Here is an 18,901-nt window from a genome sequence, read left to right as displayed (position 1 = left end):
AGGGGATCTTGTAAGCGTTTTACAAAACTCTCCATCTTCATCATAAGCTATTTTGAGAAATTTACAAGTTTTCTGTCTGAAACTAGGAACAAAATGAAGCCTGCCAAATCCTTGTCCCTCCAACCTAGAAATGTTACAATAAGATGATTGAAAATTGACTAGGAGAGTGTGGAAGATGATTTACTTTGATAATTCAGCAACAACCAAACCTTATCCAGAAGCCTTGGCTACCTACACAGAAGTCGCAAGCAAAATTTGGGGCAATCCCTCCAGCTTGCACAACCTGGGAAGTCAAGCGACTCGGATCTTGGAGGCATCTCGTAAGCAGATTGCTTCCCTCCTAGGCAAGAAAGCAGAAGAAATCTATTTCACCTCAGGTGGAACTGAAGGAGACAACTGGGCGATCAAGGGAGTTGCTTTTGAAAAAGCTCCTTATGGAAAGCACATCATTGTCTCAGCTATTGAGCATCCGGCTGTGAAGGAATCAGCCCTCTGGCTACAAGGTCAAGGATTTGAAGTGGATATTGCTCCAGTTGATGCGCGTGGCTTTGTCCAAGTAGAAGAGTTGGAAAAACTCTTGCGCCCTGATACAACCCTTGTGTCGATCATGGCTGTCAATAATGAAGTAGGCTCTATTCAGCCTATTCAAGCCATTGCGGAGCTTTTAGCTGATCGTCCGACCATCACCTTCCATGTCGATGGGGTTCAGGCGTTGGCTAAGATTCCAACCGCTCTCTACCTACCAGAACGAGTGGATCTAGCGACCTTCTCCAGTCACAAGTTCCATGGACTTCGTGGGGTTGGCTTCCTCTACCTCAAAGAAGGCAAAAAGATCAGTCCCCTCTTAACAGGTGGCGGACAAGAAAAGGACCTTCGTTCGACGACTGAGAACTTAGCTGGAATTGCAGCGACCGCCAAGGCCTTGCGCTTGGCGATGGAGCGCCAAGAGGACTTTGAACGCAAGTGCCATCAGTTGAAGGAAGTTATTCGTGAAGAATTAGCCCACTATCCAGATGTGACTGTCTTCTCAGGAGATGAGGGCTTTGCACCCCATATCTTGACTTTTGGTATCAAGGGAGTGCGAGGAGAAGTCATCGTCCACGCTTTCGAAGAGTATGAGATTTATATCTCGACGACGTCAGCCTGCTCTTCTAAGGCTGGCAAACCAGCTGGAACCTTGATTGCCATGGGAGTCGATAAGGCTCTGGCGCAAACAGCTGTCCGCCTTAGCCTCGATCTCGAAAATGACATGAGTCAGGTTGAGCAATTTTTGACCAAGTTCAAACTGATCTATGAAAAGACGCGAAAGGTGCGTTAAGGAAAAGAAAAGGAAGTTACTATGCCATTAACTTATTCAGAAATTATGATCCGCTATGGAGAGCTTTCCACTAAAGGAAAGAACCGGATGCGCTTTATTAATAAATTGCGTAATAATATCTCAGATGTCTTGTCCATTTACCCAGCTGTCAAAGTGACAGCCGATCGGGACCGGGCCCATGCCTATCTAAATGGGACGGATTATGAACAGGTGGCTGAATCCCTCAAACAGGTATTCGGGATTCAAAACTTTTCACCCGTTTACAAGATTGAGAAATCTGTCCCAGCCTTGATTTTAGCCGTTCAAGAGATCATTCAGGACATTTACCAAGAAGGGATGACCTTCAAGATTTCTAGCAGACGAAGTGACCATTCTTTTGAGTTGGATAGCCGTGAGCTCAACCAAACCTTGGGTGGCGCTGTCTTTGAAGTTCTTCCAAGTATCCAAGCCCAAATGAAAAAACCGGATATCAACCTCCAAGTAGAGATCCGGGAAGAAGCAGCTTATATCTCTTATGAAACCATTAAGGGAGCAGGTGGTCTGCCGGTTGGAACTTCTGGAAAAGGCATGCTCATGCTATCTGGTGGGATTGATTCTCCAGTAGCGGGTTACCTAGCCTTGAAGCGTGGTGTGGACATCGAGGCGGTCCACTTTGCTAGCCCTCCTTATACCAGTCCTGGTGCGCTGAAAAAAGCCCACGATTTAACTCGTAAATTGACCAAGTTTGGGGGCAATATCCAGTTTATCGAAGTACCTTTTACTGAGATCCAAGAAGAGATTAAAGCCAAGGCGCCGGAAGCTTATCTCATGACCCTGACCCGTCGCTTTATGATGCGCATTACAGACCGTATCCGTCAAATCCGTGGAGGCCTAGTCATCATCAATGGGGAAAGTCTTGGTCAGGTAGCCAGTCAAACATTGGAGAGCATGCAGGCTATCAATGCCGTGACCAATACGCCGGTTATCCGTCCGGTGGTGACCATGGACAAATTGGAAATCATCGATATTGCCCAAGCCATTGATACCTTTGAAATCTCCATCCAGCCTTTCGAAGATTGCTGTACCATCTTTGCACCGGATCGTCCAAAGACCAATCCGAAACTCAAAAATGCGGAGCAGTATGAGCAACGTATGGATGTGGAAGCTTTAGTTGAGCGTGCGGTAGCAGGTATCGTCGTGACAGAGATCACGCCTCAAGCGGAAGCGGATGAAGTCGATGAGCTGATTGAGGATTTGTTGTAAGATCCAGTGAGATTGCTTGAAGAATCAGCAAGACCAATCGATGAAAAAGGGGAAAACGCTTGTTTTCCTCTATTTTTATCATTAAATGATGAAAATCCGTTTTCAAGGGACAAAAATACTTGTCTTTGTCTGATAGAAGTGATATACTTAGAGAGTTGACTATGCACATGCCTGTGCAACCGCTCGATCATCGTTGCTCATCCTTTGAGCTTAAGTGGTTCGTCCCACGATGCTAGGCGAGTCTTCACAAAATACGGGGAAACCCAAAAATACATAGGAGGTGCATAATGAGCACATACGCAATCATTAAAACTGGCGGAAAACAAGTTAAAGTTGAAGTTGGTCAAGCAGTCTACGTTGAAAAATTGAACGTTGAAGCTGGTCAAGAAGTTACATTTAACGAAGTTGTTCTTGTTGGTGGTGAAAACACTGTTGTCGGAACTCCACTTGTTTCAGGAGCTACTGTTGTTGGAACTGTTGAAAAACAAGGAAAACAAAAGAAAGTTGTTACTTACAAGTACAAACCTAAAAAAGGTAGCCACCGTAAACAAGGTCACCGTCAACCTTACACTAAAGTTGTCATCAACGCAATCAACGCTTAATTTTTAGGAGAACACATGATACAAGCAGTCTTTGAACGAGCCGAAGATGGCGAGCTGAGGAGTGCAGAAATTACTGGTCACGCCGAAAGTGGCGAATACGGCTTAGATGTCGTGTGTGCATCGGTTTCTACGCTTGCCATTAACTTTGTCAACTCAGTTGAGAAATTTGCAGGCTATGAACCGGAACTAGAATTAAACGAAGAAGAGGGTGGCTTCATGCGGGTCACAATCCCGACAGACATTCCACCTCATCAAAGAGAAATGACCCAACTATTCTTTGAATCATTTTTCTTAGGGATGGCAAACTTATCGGAGAACTCATCCGAGTTCGTCCAAACAAGAGTTATCACAGAAAACTAACATGGAGGAAAACAATTATGTTGAAATTGAATCTTGCTAACTTGCAACTTTTCGCCCACAAAAAAGGTGGAGGTTCTACATCAAACGGACGTGATTCACAAGCTAAACGTCTTGGAGCTAAAGCAGCTGATGGACAAACTGTAACAGGTGGATCTATCCTTTACCGTCAACGCGGTACTCACATCTACCCAGGTGTGAACGTTGGACGTGGTGGAGACGATACTTTGTTCGCTAAAGTTGAAGGCGTAGTACGCTTCGAACGCAAAGGTCGCGATAAGAAACAAGTTTCTGTTTACCCAATCGCAAAATAATTTGTATTCAAAAACTCTCTGATTCATCAGGGAGTTTTTTTGATCTCTCTCGATTGATGTCCCTATCTTTTTTCATCCTCTAGATTATGGTATAATGGAGTGATATTGTTAGAAGGAAGAAGACATGAATATTCAACAATTACGCTATGTTGTCGCGATTGCCAATAGTGGTACTTTTCGTGAAGCAGCTGAAAAAATGTACGTCAGTCAGCCGAGTCTGTCCATCTCTGTGAGAGACTTGGAGAAGGAACTGGGCTTTAAGATTTTCCGTCGGACTAGTTCAGGGACTTTCTTGACCCGCCGCGGGATGGAATTTTATGAAAAGGCTCAAGAATTGGTCAAGGGCTTTGATGTTTTTCAAAACCAGTATGCCAATCCTGAGGAAGAAAAGAAGGAATTCTCGATCTCGAGTCAGCACTATGATTTCCTTCCTCCTTTGATTACCCAATTCTCTGTCCTTTACCCTGAGAATAAAAATTTCCGGATCTTTGAGTCAACGACGGTTCAAATCCTTGATGAAGTGGCTCAGGGTCATAGTGAATTGGGGATTATCTACCTCAATAAGCAAAATACCAAAGGGATCATGCAACGGGTGGATAAACTGGGCTTGGAAGTCGTTGACCTGATTCCTTTCCAGACCCATATCTATTTGCGTAAGGGTCATCCATTAGCTAAGAAAGAATCCTTAGTGATGGAGGACTTGGCACACCTACCGACCGTTCGCTTTACCCAGGAAAAGGATGAGTATCTCTACTATTCGGAGAACTTCGTCGATACGAGTAGCAGTTCCCAGCTCTTCAATGTGACGGACCGCGCAACCCTGAATGGGATCTTAGAGCGGACCGATGCCTATGCGACCGGGTCTGGCTTCTTGGATAGCCAGTCGGTGAATGGTATTACGGTAATCCCCTTAATCGATGATCTGAATAATAAAATGGTCTATGTCAAACGGGAAGAGGTGGATCTCTCACCAGTGGCTGAGAAGTTTGTCCAAGTTATGGAAGCCTACTTTGATGAGAAGAGGTAGGTAATGAAGAGAAAAGTAAGTATTTTTATTAGTATCCTCCTCTTGATCCTCCTAGATCAAGCGGTGAAGGGATATGTCGTCAAGGAGATCCCGTTAGGGGGTATGCGTCGCTTCATCCCCAAAGTGGTCAGTCTGACCTACCTCAAGAACTCTGGAGCAGCCTTCTCCATGTTAGAAAACCAACAGTGGTTCTTTACCATCATTACCCTGATAGCGATGGGGGCAGCCTTTGTCTATCTCTATCGTCATATCAAAGGCTCCATTTGGCTCTTGTTGGGATTGACCTTGATTATTTCTGGTGGTATTGGCAACTTTATTGACCGACTCCGTCAGGGCTTTGTCGTCGATATGTTCCACTTGGATTTTATGAATTTTGCCATCTTCAATGTAGCAGATATCTATTTAAGCATTGGGGTGGGACTGCTACTGATTTATCTATTGAGAGAGGAGAGCCATGGAAGTTAGAGTAGAAGTCGCAGGAGCGCGACTGGATAAGGCCGTCTCAGAGTTGACTGAACTCTCACGTGGCTTGGCCAATGAGCAGATCAAGGAAGGAAAAATCCTCGTCAACGGTCAAGTCAAAAAGGCTAAGTATACTGTAAAAGAAGGGGATGTTATCAGCTACGAAGTTCCTCAAGTGGAAGAAGTGACCTACGAGGCAGAAGATATTCCCTTAGAGATTGTCTATCAAGACGCGGATGTCGCAGTGGTCAACAAGCCCCAGGGCATGGTGGTCCATCCGAGTGCCGGTCATACCAGTGGGACCTTAGTCAATGCCCTTATGTATCACATCAAGGACTTGTCAGGGATCAATGGTGAGCTTCGTCCGGGGATTGTCCATCGGATTGACAAGGACACCTCTGGCCTTCTCATGGTGGCCAAGAATGACGCGGCCCATGTAGCCTTAGCAGATGAGCTCAAGGCTAAGAAGTCCTTGCGCAAGTATTGGGCTATTGTCCACGGCAATCTTCCCAACGATCGGGGTGTCATTGAGGCGCCGATTGGACGGAGTGACAAGGACCGCAAGAAACAGGCTGTGACAGCCAAAGGAAAACCAGCTCTGACCCGTTTCCATGTTTTGGAGCGTTTCGGGGATTATAGCTTGGTCGAGCTGCAATTGGAGACAGGCCGGACCCACCAGATTCGGGTTCACATGGCCTACATTGGCCATCCGGTCGCTGGTGATGAAGTCTATGGCCCTCGCAAGACTTTGAAAGGCCATGGCCAGTTCCTCCATGCCAAGACACTGGGCTTTACCCATCCACGGACGGGAGAAGTCATGGAGTTTTCAGTGGAGGTACCGGAGATTTTCCAAGAAACCTTGGAGCAGCTCCGTCAAGAATAAGCATTCAATCATCAAAACGAGTTTACCTCTTGTGGTTCAAACTCGTTTTTTTGTGGGGAAACGGCGCTCCTGGTCTGCTCTTAGTAATTTTTAAGGCTTTCATGGTATAATGTTACAATCGAATACTCTGGAGAATGAATGGATGAAGAATAAGCGAATTGTGTTTAAGGTAGGGACCTCTTCCCTGACCAATCAAGATGGGAGCTTGTCTCGGAGCAAGGTCAAGACCATCACCCAGCAACTGGCTCTCTTGCATGAGCAAGGGCATGAATTGATTTTGGTATCTTCGGGTGCGATCGCAGCTGGATTTGGTGCACTGGGCTTCAAGAAACGCCCGACCAAGATTGCAGACAAGCAGGCTTCTGCAGCAGTTGGCCAAGGTCTGCTGTTAGAAGAATATACCTCTAATCTACTGGTACGCGACATCGTATCTGCCCAGGTCCTCTTGACCCAGGATGACTTTGTCGATCAACGCCGCTATAAAAATGCCCACCAGGCCCTTTCTGTCCTCTTGCAAAGAGGGGCCATTCCGATTATCAATGAGAACGATACAGTTTCGATTGAAGAACTCAAGGTCGGAGACAACGATACCCTGAGTGCTCAAGTGGCAGCCATGGTCCAGGCGGATCTCTTGGTTTTGCTGACGGATGTCGATGGTCTCTACACGGGACATCCCCAAAAGGATCCGACTGCCAAACGTTTGGAACGGATCGATTCGATTAGCAAGGACATTATCGAGATGGCCGGTGGAGCAGGCTCAAGTAATGGGACAGGAGGCATGCTGACAAAAATCAAAGCAGCCACCATCGCCACAGAATCAGGTGTACCTGTTTACATTTGCTCGTCCCTGAAAGAAGATGCTCTTCTAGAAGCGGCAGAGAAAACTCAGGATGGCAGCTATTTTACAGCTCAGGACAAGTTTTTGCGCAATCAGAAACAATGGCTGGCCTTCTATGCCCCTAGCCAAGGGTCTGTATGGCTGGATCAAGGAGCGGTTAAGGCTGTCAAAGAAGAGGGTAAGAGTATCCTTGTGTCTGGTGTGGTAAAGGTTGAGGGAGCCTTCTCTTTCTCCGATATTATCACGGTTCATGATGCAGAGACTGGACAGGTCATTGGGAAAGGGCGTACCCGCTTAGGGGCTGCAGCCATTAAGGATTTGCTCCATGGGCAAAAGCCAAAGGGCATCGTCATTCACCGGGATGATTGGATTACCATCACACCTGAGGTAGAACTCTTATTTACAGAATTTTAAAGGAGGGATTAGATGGAGACGATCGATCAGATTCGCCTGGCTAAACAGGCCAAAAAAAGTATTAATACTGCAACAAGTGATGAGAAAAATAAAGCCTTAAGAGCGATGGCCTCCGCCTTGGTTGGCGCAACAGCTGATATTTTGGCTGCTAATCAATTGGATATGGACGCTGCTCGGGGCCGGATTTCGGAGGTGATGCTGGATCGCCTGCTCTTGACAGAAGAGCGCATTCAAGCCATGGCTGATGGGATTCTCCAAGTGGCTGCCCTACCCGATCCAGTGGGAGAACTCTTGGAGGAGCGGACCCTGGAGAACAGTTTGGTCATTCAGAAGAAACGAGTGGCCATGGGGGTCATTGGGATTATCTATGAAAGTCGTCCAAACGTGACCTCTGATGCAGCAGCCTTGGCCCTGAAAAGTGGGAGTGCTGTTGTCCTGCGCAGTGGCAAGGATGCCTATCAGACAGCCCATGCCATCGTTAGCGCCTTAAAGACAGGTTTGCAAGCGACCGCTATTGATCCTGCTGTCCTCCAGTTGGTCGAAGATACCAGTCGGGAGAGCAGTCTGGTCATGATGAAGGCCAAGGGGGATTTAGACCTTCTCATCCCACGTGGGGGAGCTGGCTTGATCCAGGCAGTTGTAGAGCAAGCAATTGTCCCTGTGATTGAGACAGGGACTGGGATTGTTCACGTCTATGTTGATCAAGCGGCAGATTTAGACAAGGCTCTCAGTATCATCCAGAATGCCAAGACCAGCCGACCATCCGTCTGTAATGCAATGGAAGTTCTCTTGGTGCATGAAGCTATTGCTGATGACTTTCTGCCACTCGTGAAGAAAGCCTTAGTAGACGAATCTCCAGTACCAGTGGAGATGCGCTTGGATGCTAAAGCCCAGCAAATCATTTCTGGGACACCAGCTTCTGAGACTGACTTTGATACGGAATTTTTGGATTATGTCATGGCCGTGAAGGTCGTGCCTTCTGTAGAAGAAGCCATTGCTCATATCGAAGCCCACAGTACCCACCATTCAGATGCCATTGTCTCTGAAGATGCGACAGCCATTGAATTCTTCAGCAACCAGGTAGACTCGGCGGCCGTTTATGTCAATGCATCGACCCGCTTCACAGATGGCGGAGAGTTTGGCCTAGGTTGTGAGATGGGGATCTCGACCCAGAAACTGCATGCGCGTGGCCCCATGGGCTTGCGTGAGCTGACCAGTTATAAGTATCTGGTTACTGGAAATGGTCAAGTGAGGTAAGTCATGAAAGTAGCATTTATCGGTCTTGGAAATATGGGAGCCAGTCTGGCCAAAGCGGTCGCAAAAGAAGTAGCAGCTACAGAACTGCTTTTGGTCAACCGCTCCCCTCAAAAAGTGCAAGAATTTATCGGCCAGTATGGGGGAACAGCGTCTGATCCTGAACAGGCCATTAAAGAAGCAGAGGTCATCTTCCTAGGAGTCAAACCCTACCAGATTTGCCCTCTTTTAGAAGAGTATCAAGGAATCTTGGCTCAACGCTCCAATCTCTTGCTGGTGTCCATGGCTGCAGGCCTGGAGCTGGACAAAATGGCTGATGTGGTTAAAAATGACCGCGTAGGGCTCATTCGCATCATGCCTAATACGCCCGTAGCCATTGGTCAAGGGGTCATCAGTCTGGCTCGCTCCCAAGCAGTGACAGACCAGCAAGTAGCCCAGGTCAACCAGCTCTTAGCAGGAGCAGGGGCCCTCTACGAAATCGAGGAAACATTAATGGATCCTGCAACGGCTGTCGCAGGCTGTGGTCCAGCCTTTGTCTATCAGATGATCGAAGCCATGGCAGATGCAGGAGTTAGCTTAGGACTTTCACGAGAGCAAGCCTTGCTGATGGCGGCCCAGACCTTCCAAGGCGCTAGTCAAATGGTCCTAGAGACAGGCGAGCACCCTGCCCGCTTGCGAGATGCAGTTTGTAGCCCAGGTGGCTCTACCATTGCAGGAGTCAACCGCCTAGAACAAGTTGGCTTACGGGGCGACATTATTGCAGGAGTGGAAGCTGCCTACAAACGCACCCAGGAAATGGGACAAGAGGCAGGGGGAAATTAGATAAAATAATTGGTCAAAACCAAGCTTGTAGAACAGTGACGAACTGTTCTTTTATACAAATCTAACAAATTCAGAGTTATCAAATCCTCTATTGAAACTTTCCAAAGTGAGAAAAGTGAGAGTGGGACAGAAATCGGTAATTCATTAGAATTCGATTTCGTCGTCCCACCTCCGCACAGTTGAGTAGGGCTATGAAAGCTGATGAAATCAGCGTAGTAGAGCCCACTCAACCACTGCGTCTTGCTCGACAATGCAAAGACAATTGAGAGGCTAGGACTTTTGTTCCAGCCTCAATCGGGAGTTTTGAAACCTTAGGTTCAAAACTAAGTCATGGAACTTCTATGAAGTTCGCTGACATCCGTTCTCACCTAAGGAAAGTTTCTAAGAGGACTTCATTTTCAATTTAAAAGATTGGTTTTCTGGCCAATCTTTTTTTGCATTAGAGCGACTCTATTTCTACCAAACCATTTTCCGTCAGACGATAGATTTTTTGGCAGACTTCTTTGAGGAAGGTCCGGTCGTGAGAGACTGTAACAAGTCCGCCTGGGTAGTCTGCGAATAGACGTCTAATTTCTGGTTGGGAAGTGGGGGAAAAATTGCGAGTAGGCTCGTCCAAGAGTAGAAATTGGGGACTTGTGAGCACTAATTGAAGGAGAAAGAGTTTGCCTTGCTGACCACCAGAAAGCTCAGAGATAGGGTGGTGCATTTCAGAATAGGTAAAGTTAAGGGAGGCTAAATGCAATTGAATGGTATTGATTTCTTCACGATCGCCTGTATGCTGTAAGAATTGAACGGGTGTCTGAGTCAAAGGGAGGCCTTCAGTGTAATCTTGAGGCGTATAGGCAGTGCGGATACTTTCATTCTTCTGTAGACTTTTCCATATCATTTTTAGGAAAGTGGATTTCCCCACACCGTTGGAACCGATAATCCCTATTTTATCCTGCCCTAGAAGAGTAAGGGAGAGGTTCTTGACCAGGACCCGATCACCAATTGCGAGCTCTTCCTGATCTAATAGAAGGACTCGTTTTTGAGGAGACAAGGGAGTGAGGGGAGGGAAATACAGATTGATGATTTCCTCATCATAGGGTTGGGAAGTCATGGATTGGAATTCTCGCTCGTAGCGCTTTTCTTGTGAGAGGAGGGACTTCATTTTCTTTGCCAGGAGACGTCCAGCAGTGCTATCCTTAGTGTTTCGTAAGGATGTTTCAACTTGCTGACGGACGCGACGATGCTTCTCCATTGTTTTCTTGTAGGTTCGTTGATCATTGGCAGCTTGCTGAGTCTGTTGTTTGAATTGTTGCTCCCTCTGGCTACTGTAGTCTTGATAGCCTAGGTGCTCCACAATGGTTTCAGCCTCCTTGCGGTGTTTGATCTGTCTTAGGTGAATGATCATATCCGCCGTTTGCGTCAAAAAATCCTCATGATGGGAAATATATAGAATGGTTTGGGGGCTCGTTTGGATCATCTGCTGGAGCCAGTCCAGGGTTTCCAAATCCAGATCATTTGAAGGTTCATCTAAAAACAACAATTCATGAGGACGGCAAAGTTCGTGAAGCAGTTGGACTTTAAGGGCTTCTCCTCCAGATAGACTTCCAATAGCTTGGTCGCTTGCAAATCGGTCGCTATCAAACTGCAATTGATCAGCCAGTCTGTAGAGGGTGGCATAGTCTAGCTCGTCTTCTCCAAAAAAATATTCTTCCAATGTTTTTCCCTTCAAGGCTTCCGGCAAAGTCTGGGGAATATAGGCATAGGAGTGAAAAGAAGTGGTGATTTCGCCTTCTATGGTCAGATAATCTGGTGGGGATTTTGGGGACATGAGGACTTGAAGTAAAGAAGATTTTCCATTTCCTTCTTCGCCAATAATGGCAACTTTTTCTCCTTCATGAATGGTTAGGGACAGATCACGAACCAAATCACGTAAATCTTTTGTATGGCGGATGGTGAGGTGGGATAGTTTTAGCATAAGATTCCTTTCTACTGGGACAAAAAACAGCTCTACCTATTTAGTAGAGCTGTATTCAAGTGGAACCCAAGCAGAAAAAGACCTAATATAGCCAACAAAAAGTTGGACAATAGGCGAGAGGGCACACAAAAAGAGATAGAACAAGCAGTCCACTAAATAAAGTGTCTTATTTAACGAAACTTAGTTGTTCATATCTCCTTACCTCCGAATGTGATTAGCTTTATTCTATTCCTTTCATTCCTTCTTGTCAAGGAAATCCTTGCTTTACCCTCTCTTTTCTACTCGGGCTTTGGTGCGAAATGTGGTATAATAAAGGTTATGCAAGCTAAACCGTCCTCTGCCTATGTGCATATTCCATTTTGTACCCAGATTTGTTATTATTGTGACTTTTCGAAGGTTTTTATCAAGAATCAGCCGGTCGATGCCTATTTGGAACACCTGATCCAGGAGACTCGGTCCTATGAGATTGGCAAACTTCGGACTCTCTACATCGGTGGAGGGACGCCGACAGCTCTATCTGCCCAGCAACTGGCCTATCTCTTGACAGAATTGCCCAAGGTCATGGACCTATTGGAGGTAGAGGAGTTTACCATCGAGGCCAATCCTGGAGATTTGGATCCGGATAAGATCGCAGTCCTCAAGGACTCTCAGGTCAATCGGGTCTCTCTGGGGGTTCAAACCTTTGATAATAAGATGTTGAAGAAGATTGGGCGGAGCCACCAGGAGCAGGATATCTATGACAATATCCGCCACCTCAAGCAGGCTGGCTTTGACAATATTTCGATCGACTTGATCTATGCTCTGCCGGGTCAGACCATGGACCAGGTCAAGGAAAATGTCGCTAAGGCGATCGATCTGGACATTCCCCATATGAGTCTCTATAGCTTGATTTTAGAGAACCACACGGTCTTTATGAATCGCATGAGACGGGGCAAGCTTCCTCTCCCAAAAGAAGAGCTGGAAGCAGAGATGTTTGAGTACATCATTGAGGAGCTGGAAAAAGCAGGCTTTGAGCATTATGAGATTTCCAATTTCTCCAAGCCTGGCTTTGAAAGTCGCCACAATCTGGTCTACTGGGATAATGCAGAATACTATGGTCTAGGAGCAGGAGCTTCTGGTTATGTGGACGGGATTCGCTACAAGAATCACGGACCTATTCGGCATTATCTAGAGGCAGTTGAAGCAGGTAAGGCTCGAATCACAGAGGAGCACCTGACACTAGAAGAGAAGATGGAAGAGGAGTTGTTCCTCGGTCTACGGAAAAAGACAGGTGTGTCCAAGGCACGTTTTGAAGAAAAATTCGGTGTCTCCTTTGACCAACGCTATGGACGAGTGGTGGCCAGTCTAACGGAGCAGGGACTTTTGGTTCCAGATGACAAGCAAGTTCGGATGACCAAGAGAGGTTTGTTCCTTGGAGATACCGTAGCAGAGAAATTTATATTGGAGTAAACGATGGCTAAAATTTATCAGTATGACATGAAAGTTCCTTTTGATATGAGCGATGTGAATGGTTTTATCAAGATGCCACAGCTCATCCTCCTGTCCTTGCAGGTCTCGGGGATGCAGTCGATGGAGCTGGGTGTCAGTGACAGGGACCTGCTCGAACAGCGCAATCTGGTGTGGATCATCACCGACTATGACATCACGGTTCACCGCCTACCAGTCTTTGATGAACAGATTACCATTGAGACCCAGGCCCTGGCCCACAATCGTCTCTTTTGCTACCGTTCCTTTGTCGTTAGAGACCAGAAGGGGGAAGCCATTGTCGAGATGGTGGCAACCTTTGTCTTGATGGATCGGGACAGTCGTAAGGTCCAATCCGTACCGGAAGAGATCACAGAGCCATATGAGTCACCGTTTGAGAAGAAGATCCGCCGTGGTCCACGCTATCCAGAACTGAATGGAGCTATGGAGCAGGACTACCATGTGCGTTTCTATGATTTGGACATGAACGGACATGTCAACAACAGCAAGTACTTGGACTGGGTCTTTGAAGTGATGGGAGCAGAATTCCTAAGCCAGCATATCCCCAAACGGGTCCATCTCAAGTATGTCAAGGAGGTCTTGCCTGGGGGCATGATCACCTCTAGCGTCGAGCGAGAAGGAATGGTCAGCAATCATCTCATCTCATCGGAAGGCCAAATCCACGCACAAGCCCTCATCACTTGGGAAGAAATAGAAAAGGAAACATTATGGAAAAACGAAGATTAAAACAAAAAAAAGAAGACTTGATGGAGGTTCAACGGCGGGTTGTTGCCTATGCTCGTCGTAAGAAAAATCCCCTCTATGTATTGGGGGATGGTTTCTTAACCTTAGTTGCAGCCTTTTATATCTTTATTGAGGAAGCGATTCGTTTTGTACGCTATCGTTTGAGTTTTGAAGTCTTTCTTCGTTTTCTCAAGGAAGATGTCCGTTGGTATCGTGTCTGGATTCATTTGATTTTGGCCTTTATCCTGCCTGTTGTCGTTTTTTCTTTGAGTATCACCAGTCAATCAGGAAGCTTCTGGAGTAACTTCTTTGACAAGCTCTCCCAAGGTGTCCTCTTCAGTACGACTATCAGCCTCGCAGCGACCTTAATGACAGACTTCATTGAGACCATGAAGCCTATCCAGGCCGAGAAAGAAAGCAATGAGAAAAAAGAAACCGGCGTCTATACCATTACCATTGATCAGGCTAAGATTGGTGGTTTAATGGTGACCATCGTGATTTTGATGATTTCCTCCTTCCTCTTTACTCAGGCTGGAAAAGCAAGTATCAATTTCTTAGGTCTGGTCCTTCAATTTGCCTTATATGGGGCTTGTTTGCTTCTGTATGGAGCAGGAGGCCAGTTTCAAGGTCAGGAGAAAGTAGCAGAGGAAGCAAGTGAAAAAGGAGACCAAGAATCCCATGACTTATAAGGGTTATTTAATTGATTTAGACGGAACCATCTACAAGGGCAAGGAGCGGATCCCAGCTGGGGAAGCCTTTGTCCACCAATTGCAAGAGCGTCAGATCCCCTATCTCTTTGTGACCAACAATACTACCCGGACGCCTGAAATGGTCCAAGAAATGCTGGCAGGCCAGTTCAATATCGAAACGCCACTGGATACCATCTATACAGCGACGCTTGCAACCATCGATTATATGGTGGATATGAATCTTGGGAAAACTGCCTATGTCATTGGAGATGTGGGCTTGAAACAAGCTATTGCTGAAGCAGGCTTCGTCGAAGATACCGTGAATCCAGCCTATGTCGTGGTGGGTCTCGACTGGGAAGTGGACTACGAGAAATTCTCCATCGCGACCTTGGCTATTCAAAAGGGAGCCCATTTCATTGGGACAAATCCAGACCTCAATATCCCGACAGAACGGGGAATGATGCCAGGGGCAGGAGCTCTAAATGCCCTGATCGAAGTGGCAACGCGCGTGAAGCCAACCTTTATCGGGAAGCCCAATGCCATCATCATGGATAAGGCCATCGCTCACCTGGGACTAGAGCGCGAAGAAGTGGTCATGGTGGGTGACAATTACCTGACCGACATCCGAGCAGGGATTGACAATGGCATCCCTACTTTGCTGGTGACCACTGGCTTTACCAAGCCAGAAGAAGTACCAGACCTGCCCTTGCCACCAACGCACGTCCTATCGAGTTTAGCGGAGTGGGATTTCGATGCGTGACCGGTTAAATGTAACGGGCTTTGTCCTCTGGCTCTTAGCAACGGTGATTTTAGGGACCATTCTCGTAGCCTGGTTGATCTATCCCATGGAGATTAGCTGGTTACGAATCCAGAATAGGACTGGTTTGGCTCCTGCAGTCATCCAGAAAAATTTTCAGATCCTTATGCAGTATTTGACCAGTCCTTTTACCTGGAAGCTGGAAATGCCGGATTTTCCATCCTCTCCAGATGGGCTTCATCATTTCCAAGCAGTCAAATACCTCTTTCACCTGACCCAGGTCTTGTTCTTGGTCTTGTTGCCAGTAGCTATACGATTTATTCGAACAGTGATGCGTAAGGGTTACGCAGGCCTCTATCGCCCTTTATTTGGTGGGATGGTTCTCTTGCCGATTATCATAGGAGGAGTGACCCTCTTTATTGGTTTTGATCAATTCTTTACCCTCTTTCACCAAGTCCTCTTTGTCGGAGATGCTACCTGGCTCTTTGATCCTTATCGGGATCCGATTATTCTAGCTTTACCGGAGGACTATTTCCTACATGCCTTTCTGATTTTCTTTGTTTTGTATGAAGGGGCTTTTGGATGGTGCTACGGGTGGAGTCGGAAAAGAAAAACAGTAGATTAGTGGAGTGAATGGATGAAACAGTTCAATCGATTTATAGATCCCAAAAAGGATTTGGGAAGCTTTTCAGGGATGGTTTGCCTCTATCTCTTGGTCATGGTCTTTGTCAGTATCATTTCAACCTTTGCCGTTACCCTCTTTATGTTTGGACGGTATGGATTGGAGATGGCAGAGAAGCAGGAGTATGTAGAAAAAATCATCAATGGAAATGGGATTAGCTACTTGATATCTGTCAGTATAGGTGTCCTCCTATTTGCCCTTTATCGGCAAGGATCACTCTTTAAAGGAGATGTGAGACAAAAGGGACGCAAGATGACTTGGCAGACTTTCTTAGTGTTCATTGCCTTCTTGGGGTTTGCCCAATTGGCTTCTAGTGCCTTATCTCAGCTCTTAGACCACATGATGGAAACGTTGGGCTTTTTCAAGCCTCAAGAGGATATGTCTGAGCAACTCAGCCAATCTTGGAGTCTCTTGCTCTATGCGACCCTGATCGGTCCCATCACGGAGGAATTGGTATTCCGGGCGGCTGGCTTGAGAGCCTTAGAAAAGTATGGAAAAGTCTTTGCGATTATCATGACAGCCTTGGCTTTTGGAATGTTCCATGCCAATTTTGATCAGTTGTTCTTTGCGACGATTATAGGCTTTGGTTTTGGCTACTTGACCTTCGAGTATTCGATCTGGTGGGCTATTTTCTACCATATCTTTAACAACCTGGTCCTCTCTCAAGGGCTTCATTACCTCGGTACGCATGTCAATATGAATGTGGCCGAGTGGGTTCAAATTCTAGTCTTTTTAGGTGGAACCATCGTCTTTACCATCGTCTTGATTTTAAAGAGAAAAGCTATTTTTCACTACATACAAGAAAACCGACCAGCACCAGGCGTCTTCCAAAGAAGCATGTATTCCTTCTGGTTCTGGGTCTTGGTCCTTGGGACAACTCTTATGTCCTTACTTCCTTACCTAAGGGGCTATTAATATCAAGAGGGATCGTTTTAGCTCTCTCTCAAATTGAAGATAAAATCTTCTGAAAAACTTTCCTTAGGTGAGTACGGACGTCAGCGAACTTCGAAGAAGTTCCATGACTAATTATTGAGCCTAAGGTCTCAATAATTCCGATGCCTGAAACAATTATGTTTCAGGCATTTTTCTCACAGCGAAAAGTTTTTGATCCTCTTAAATGAATAAAAGATTCAATTTTTTTATAAACATCTAACTGTCTTATGTAAAATAATAGTTTGTTTCCATTCATGAAAGGATTATTTTATATCCCTCTTTTTTGCTATAATAGAGAGTATGAATAACTTGATTAAATCCAAGCTCGAGCTTTTGCCGACGAGTCCGGGCTGTTACATTCACAAAGACAAGAACGGAACCATCATCTATGTGGGGAAGGCCAAGAATCTTCGCAATCGGGTGCGGTCCTATTTCAGAGGAAGCCACGATACTAAGACGGAAGCACTGGTATCTGAGATTGTGGATTTTGAGTTTATCGTCACTGAGTCCAATATTGAGGCCTTGCTTCTTGAGATCAACCTCATCAAGGAGAACAAGCCCAAGTACAATATCATGCTCAAGGACGATAAGTCCTATCCCTTCATCAAGATTACTAATGAGCGCTATCCGCGCCTCATCATCACGCGCCAGGTCAAAAAGGATGGCAGTCTCTATTTCGGCCCCTATCCGGATGTGGGAGCGGCCAATGAGATCAAGAGGCTTTTGGACCGAATTTTCCCTTTCCGCAAGTGTACCAATCCGCCTTCCAAAGTCTGCTTTTACTACCATTTAGGACAATGCATGGCCCACACAGTCTGCCACAAGGACGAGGCCTATTTCAAGGGCATGGCCCAGGAGGTTTCTGATTTCCTCAAGGGACAGGACGATAAGATTATCGATGAGCTCAAGCTCAAGATGAATACAGCTGCGCAAAACATGGAATTCGAGCGGGCAGCCGAGTACCGCGATCTGATCCAGGCCATCGGGACCCTGCGGACCAAACAGCGGGTCATGGCTAAGGATTTGCAGAACCGGGATGTCTTTGGCTACTACGTGGACAAGGGCTGGATGTGTGTGCAGGTCTTCTTTGTCCGTCAGGGCAAGCTGATCGAGCGCGACGTCAACCTTTTTCCTTACTACAATGATCCGGACGAGGATTTCTTGACCTATGTAGGGCAGTTTTACCAGGAAAAATCCCACCTGATCCCCAATGAAATCTTGATCCCTCAAGACATCGATGAGGAAGCGGTCAAAGCCCTAGTGGATACCAAGGTCCTCAAGCCCCAGCGAGGGGAGAAGAAGCAGTTGGTCAATCTGGCCATCAAGAATGCGCGTGTCAGTCTGGAGCAGAAGTTCAATCTCCTTGAAAAATCCATGGAGAAGACCCAAGGTGCTATTGAAAACCTTGGAAAACTCCTGCAAATTCCAACCCCTGTGCGCATTGAGTCTTTTGACAACTCTAACATCATGGGGACCAGTCCGGTCTCAGCCATGGTGGTCTTTATCAATGGGAAGCCAAGCAAAAAGGACTACCGCAAGTACAAGATTAAGACCGTCGTCGGGCCAGATGACTATGCCAGCATGCGGGAAGTCATTCGCAGACGCTACAGCCGTGTCATGCGGGATGGCCTGACGCCACCAGATCTGATCGTTATCGATGGGGGTCAGGGCCAGGTCAATATCGCTAAGCAAGTGATCCAAGACGAGTTAGGGCTGGATATTCCTATTGCGGGTCTGCAAAAGAATGACAAGCACCAAACGCATGAATTACTCTTCGGCGATCCTCTCCAAGTCATCGAACTCTCTCGGACCTCGCAGGAATTTTTCCTCCTGCAACGAATCCAGGATGAAGTCCACCGTTTCGCCATCACCTTCCACCGCCAGCTCCGGTCCAAGAATTCCTTCTCCTCTCAGCTGGATGGCATCGAAGGTTTGGGACCAAAACGCAAGCAGTTGCTGATGAAGCACTTCAAGTCACTGACCAAGATCAAGGAAGCCACTGTAGATGAGATCGTCACAGTCGGCATTCCACGAGCAGTCGCAGAGGCAGTGCAAACCAAGCTTCATCAAGGACAGCAGGAAGAAGCAAGTCTCTTGATGGAAGTGGCGGAGGATTCTGAACCATACCAATCATAA

At 46.6% G+C, this 18,901-nt stretch carries 19 protein-coding genes and 1 other annotated feature; of the genes, 18 read left to right on the top strand and 1 reads right to left on the bottom strand.

Features of this window, described 5'->3' with window-relative positions; all coding sequences use genetic code 11:
• Nucleotides 1–175: 175 nt before the first annotated feature.
• From K1J10_RS03825 to proC, 11 genes are all read left to right on the top strand, one after another.
• A complete protein-coding gene (locus tag K1J10_RS03825) occupies nt 176–1,318 on the top strand; it encodes a cysteine desulfurase family protein (protein ID WP_061563873.1) in 1,143 nt (380 codons plus the stop codon).
• Nucleotides 1,319–1,339: 21 nt separating this feature from the next.
• Nucleotides 1,340–2,560 carry a tRNA uracil 4-sulfurtransferase ThiI gene (thiI, locus tag K1J10_RS03820; protein WP_061563874.1) on the top strand — a complete coding sequence of 407 codons (1,221 nt, stop codon included), beginning with the start codon at nt 1,340–1,342 and terminating at the stop codon, nt 2,558–2,560.
• A gap of 167 nt (nt 2,561–2,727) precedes the next feature.
• Nucleotides 2,728–2,814 (top strand) — a sequence feature (ribosomal protein L21 leader region).
• A 33-nt stretch (nt 2,815–2,847) separates the two neighbouring features.
• Complete coding sequence (gene rplU / locus K1J10_RS03815; RefSeq protein WP_003007734.1) at nt 2,848–3,162, top strand: 50S ribosomal protein L21; 315 nt, start codon at nt 2,848–2,850, stop codon at nt 3,160–3,162.
• 15 nt (nt 3,163–3,177) lie between these two features.
• Nucleotides 3,178–3,522, top strand: a complete 345-nt coding sequence (locus tag K1J10_RS03810) for a ribosomal-processing cysteine protease Prp (protein ID WP_006596492.1) — start codon at nt 3,178–3,180, stop codon at nt 3,520–3,522.
• A gap of 17 nt (nt 3,523–3,539) precedes the next feature.
• The gene (gene rpmA / locus K1J10_RS03805) at nt 3,540–3,833 is read left to right on the top strand and encodes a 50S ribosomal protein L27 (RefSeq protein WP_003002805.1); all 294 of its coding nucleotides are present in this window, start codon (nt 3,540–3,542) and stop codon (nt 3,831–3,833) included.
• A 124-nt stretch (nt 3,834–3,957) separates the two neighbouring features.
• On the top strand, nt 3,958–4,860 hold the full coding sequence (locus K1J10_RS03800) for a LysR family transcriptional regulator (RefSeq protein ID WP_223355927.1): 903 nt from the start codon (nt 3,958–3,960) through the stop codon (nt 4,858–4,860).
• A 3-nt stretch (nt 4,861–4,863) separates the two neighbouring features.
• On the top strand, nt 4,864–5,325 hold the full coding sequence (gene lspA / locus K1J10_RS03795) for a signal peptidase II (RefSeq protein ID WP_223355926.1): 462 nt from the start codon (nt 4,864–4,866) through the stop codon (nt 5,323–5,325).
• On the top strand, nt 5,315–6,205 hold the full coding sequence (locus tag K1J10_RS03790; protein ID WP_061563875.1) for an RluA family pseudouridine synthase: 891 nt from the start codon (nt 5,315–5,317) through the stop codon (nt 6,203–6,205). Before lspA ends, K1J10_RS03790 begins: the two co-directional genes overlap by 11 nt.
• Before the next feature lie 142 nt (nt 6,206–6,347).
• Nucleotides 6,348–7,457, top strand: coding sequence for a glutamate 5-kinase (gene proB, locus K1J10_RS03785; RefSeq protein WP_061563876.1), 1,110 nt, complete (start codon nt 6,348–6,350; stop codon nt 7,455–7,457).
• Between the two features lie 12 nt (nt 7,458–7,469).
• Nucleotides 7,470–8,714: a glutamate-5-semialdehyde dehydrogenase gene (locus tag K1J10_RS03780; protein ID WP_223355925.1), complete on the top strand. Its 1,245-nt coding sequence runs from the start codon at nt 7,470–7,472 to the stop codon at nt 8,712–8,714.
• A 3-nt stretch (nt 8,715–8,717) separates the two neighbouring features.
• Entirely contained in the window at nt 8,718–9,533 is an 816-nt protein-coding gene (proC, locus tag K1J10_RS03775; protein WP_223355924.1) for a pyrroline-5-carboxylate reductase, read from the top strand.
• 439 nt (nt 9,534–9,972) lie between these two features.
• Here the strand turns inward: proC and K1J10_RS03770 are convergent, their stop codons facing one another.
• Nucleotides 9,973–11,496, bottom strand: a complete 1,524-nt coding sequence (locus K1J10_RS03770) for an ATP-binding cassette domain-containing protein (protein ID WP_223355923.1) — start codon at nt 11,494–11,496, stop codon at nt 9,973–9,975.
• Between the two features lie 318 nt (nt 11,497–11,814).
• On the opposite strand from K1J10_RS03770, the gene hemW reads away from it, so the two are divergent.
• The 7 genes from hemW to uvrC all read left to right on the top strand — a co-directional run bounded on the left by hemW (nt 11,815) and on the right by uvrC (nt 18,901).
• Nucleotides 11,815–12,945: a radical SAM family heme chaperone HemW gene (gene hemW / locus K1J10_RS03765; RefSeq protein ID WP_223355922.1), complete on the top strand. Its 1,131-nt coding sequence runs from the start codon at nt 11,815–11,817 to the stop codon at nt 12,943–12,945.
• 3 nt (nt 12,946–12,948) lie between these two features.
• The gene (locus tag K1J10_RS03760; protein ID WP_223355921.1) at nt 12,949–13,707 is read left to right on the top strand and encodes an acyl-ACP thioesterase domain-containing protein; all 759 of its coding nucleotides are present in this window, start codon (nt 12,949–12,951) and stop codon (nt 13,705–13,707) included.
• The gene (locus K1J10_RS03755) at nt 13,689–14,393 is read left to right on the top strand and encodes a hypothetical protein (protein WP_223355920.1); all 705 of its coding nucleotides are present in this window, start codon (nt 13,689–13,691) and stop codon (nt 14,391–14,393) included. The genes K1J10_RS03760 and K1J10_RS03755 overlap by 19 nt, the downstream gene beginning before the upstream one ends.
• Complete coding sequence (locus K1J10_RS03750; RefSeq protein WP_223355919.1) at nt 14,383–15,153, top strand: TIGR01457 family HAD-type hydrolase; 771 nt, start codon at nt 14,383–14,385, stop codon at nt 15,151–15,153. Before K1J10_RS03755 ends, K1J10_RS03750 begins: the two co-directional genes overlap by 11 nt.
• On the top strand, nt 15,146–15,775 hold the full coding sequence (locus tag K1J10_RS03745; protein WP_223355918.1) for a TIGR01906 family membrane protein: 630 nt from the start codon (nt 15,146–15,148) through the stop codon (nt 15,773–15,775). The genes K1J10_RS03750 and K1J10_RS03745 overlap by 8 nt, the downstream gene beginning before the upstream one ends.
• A gap of 12 nt (nt 15,776–15,787) precedes the next feature.
• Nucleotides 15,788–16,747: a CPBP family intramembrane glutamic endopeptidase gene (locus K1J10_RS03740; RefSeq protein WP_223355917.1), complete on the top strand. Its 960-nt coding sequence runs from the start codon at nt 15,788–15,790 to the stop codon at nt 16,745–16,747.
• A 318-nt stretch (nt 16,748–17,065) separates the two neighbouring features.
• Nucleotides 17,066–18,901: an excinuclease ABC subunit UvrC gene (uvrC, locus tag K1J10_RS03735; RefSeq protein ID WP_223355916.1), complete on the top strand. Its 1,836-nt coding sequence runs from the start codon at nt 17,066–17,068 to the stop codon at nt 18,899–18,901.

Origin of the sequence: Streptococcus australis, from assembly GCF_019930045.1 — a bacterium.
Classification (GTDB): Bacteria; Bacillota; Bacilli; order Lactobacillales; family Streptococcaceae; genus Streptococcus; species Streptococcus australis_D.
This window is presented reverse-complemented; position numbering and strand designations above follow the sequence as displayed.

Coding starts and splice junctions, on each gene's coding strand:
- K1J10_RS03780 (WP_223355925.1), top strand. CDS start 7,470: ATGGAGACGATCGATCAGATTCGCCTGGCTAAACAGGCCAAAAAAAGT.
- uvrC (WP_223355916.1), top strand. CDS start 17,066: ATGAATAACTTGATTAAATCCAAGCTCGAGCTTTTGCCGACGAGTCCG.
- K1J10_RS03790 (WP_061563875.1), top strand. CDS start 5,315: ATGGAAGTTAGAGTAGAAGTCGCAGGAGCGCGACTGGATAAGGCCGTC.
- K1J10_RS03810 (WP_006596492.1), top strand. CDS start 3,178: ATGATACAAGCAGTCTTTGAACGAGCCGAAGATGGCGAGCTGAGGAGT.
- rpmA (WP_003002805.1), top strand. CDS start 3,540: ATGTTGAAATTGAATCTTGCTAACTTGCAACTTTTCGCCCACAAAAAA.
- proC (WP_223355924.1), top strand. CDS start 8,718: ATGAAAGTAGCATTTATCGGTCTTGGAAATATGGGAGCCAGTCTGGCC.
- thiI (WP_061563874.1), top strand. CDS start 1,340: ATGCCATTAACTTATTCAGAAATTATGATCCGCTATGGAGAGCTTTCC.
- K1J10_RS03750 (WP_223355919.1), top strand. CDS start 14,383: ATGACTTATAAGGGTTATTTAATTGATTTAGACGGAACCATCTACAAG.
- K1J10_RS03800 (WP_223355927.1), top strand. CDS start 3,958: ATGAATATTCAACAATTACGCTATGTTGTCGCGATTGCCAATAGTGGT.
- proB (WP_061563876.1), top strand. CDS start 6,348: ATGAAGAATAAGCGAATTGTGTTTAAGGTAGGGACCTCTTCCCTGACC.
- K1J10_RS03740 (WP_223355917.1), top strand. CDS start 15,788: ATGAAACAGTTCAATCGATTTATAGATCCCAAAAAGGATTTGGGAAGC.
- hemW (WP_223355922.1), top strand. CDS start 11,815: ATGCAAGCTAAACCGTCCTCTGCCTATGTGCATATTCCATTTTGTACC.
- K1J10_RS03755 (WP_223355920.1), top strand. CDS start 13,689: ATGGAAAAACGAAGATTAAAACAAAAAAAAGAAGACTTGATGGAGGTT.
- K1J10_RS03745 (WP_223355918.1), top strand. CDS start 15,146: ATGCGTGACCGGTTAAATGTAACGGGCTTTGTCCTCTGGCTCTTAGCA.
- K1J10_RS03825 (WP_061563873.1), top strand. CDS start 176: ATGATTTACTTTGATAATTCAGCAACAACCAAACCTTATCCAGAAGCC.
- K1J10_RS03770 (WP_223355923.1), bottom strand. CDS start 11,496: ATGCTAAAACTATCCCACCTCACCATCCGCCATACAAAAGATTTACGT.
- lspA (WP_223355926.1), top strand. CDS start 4,864: ATGAAGAGAAAAGTAAGTATTTTTATTAGTATCCTCCTCTTGATCCTC.
- K1J10_RS03760 (WP_223355921.1), top strand. CDS start 12,949: ATGGCTAAAATTTATCAGTATGACATGAAAGTTCCTTTTGATATGAGC.
- rplU (WP_003007734.1), top strand. CDS start 2,848: ATGAGCACATACGCAATCATTAAAACTGGCGGAAAACAAGTTAAAGTT.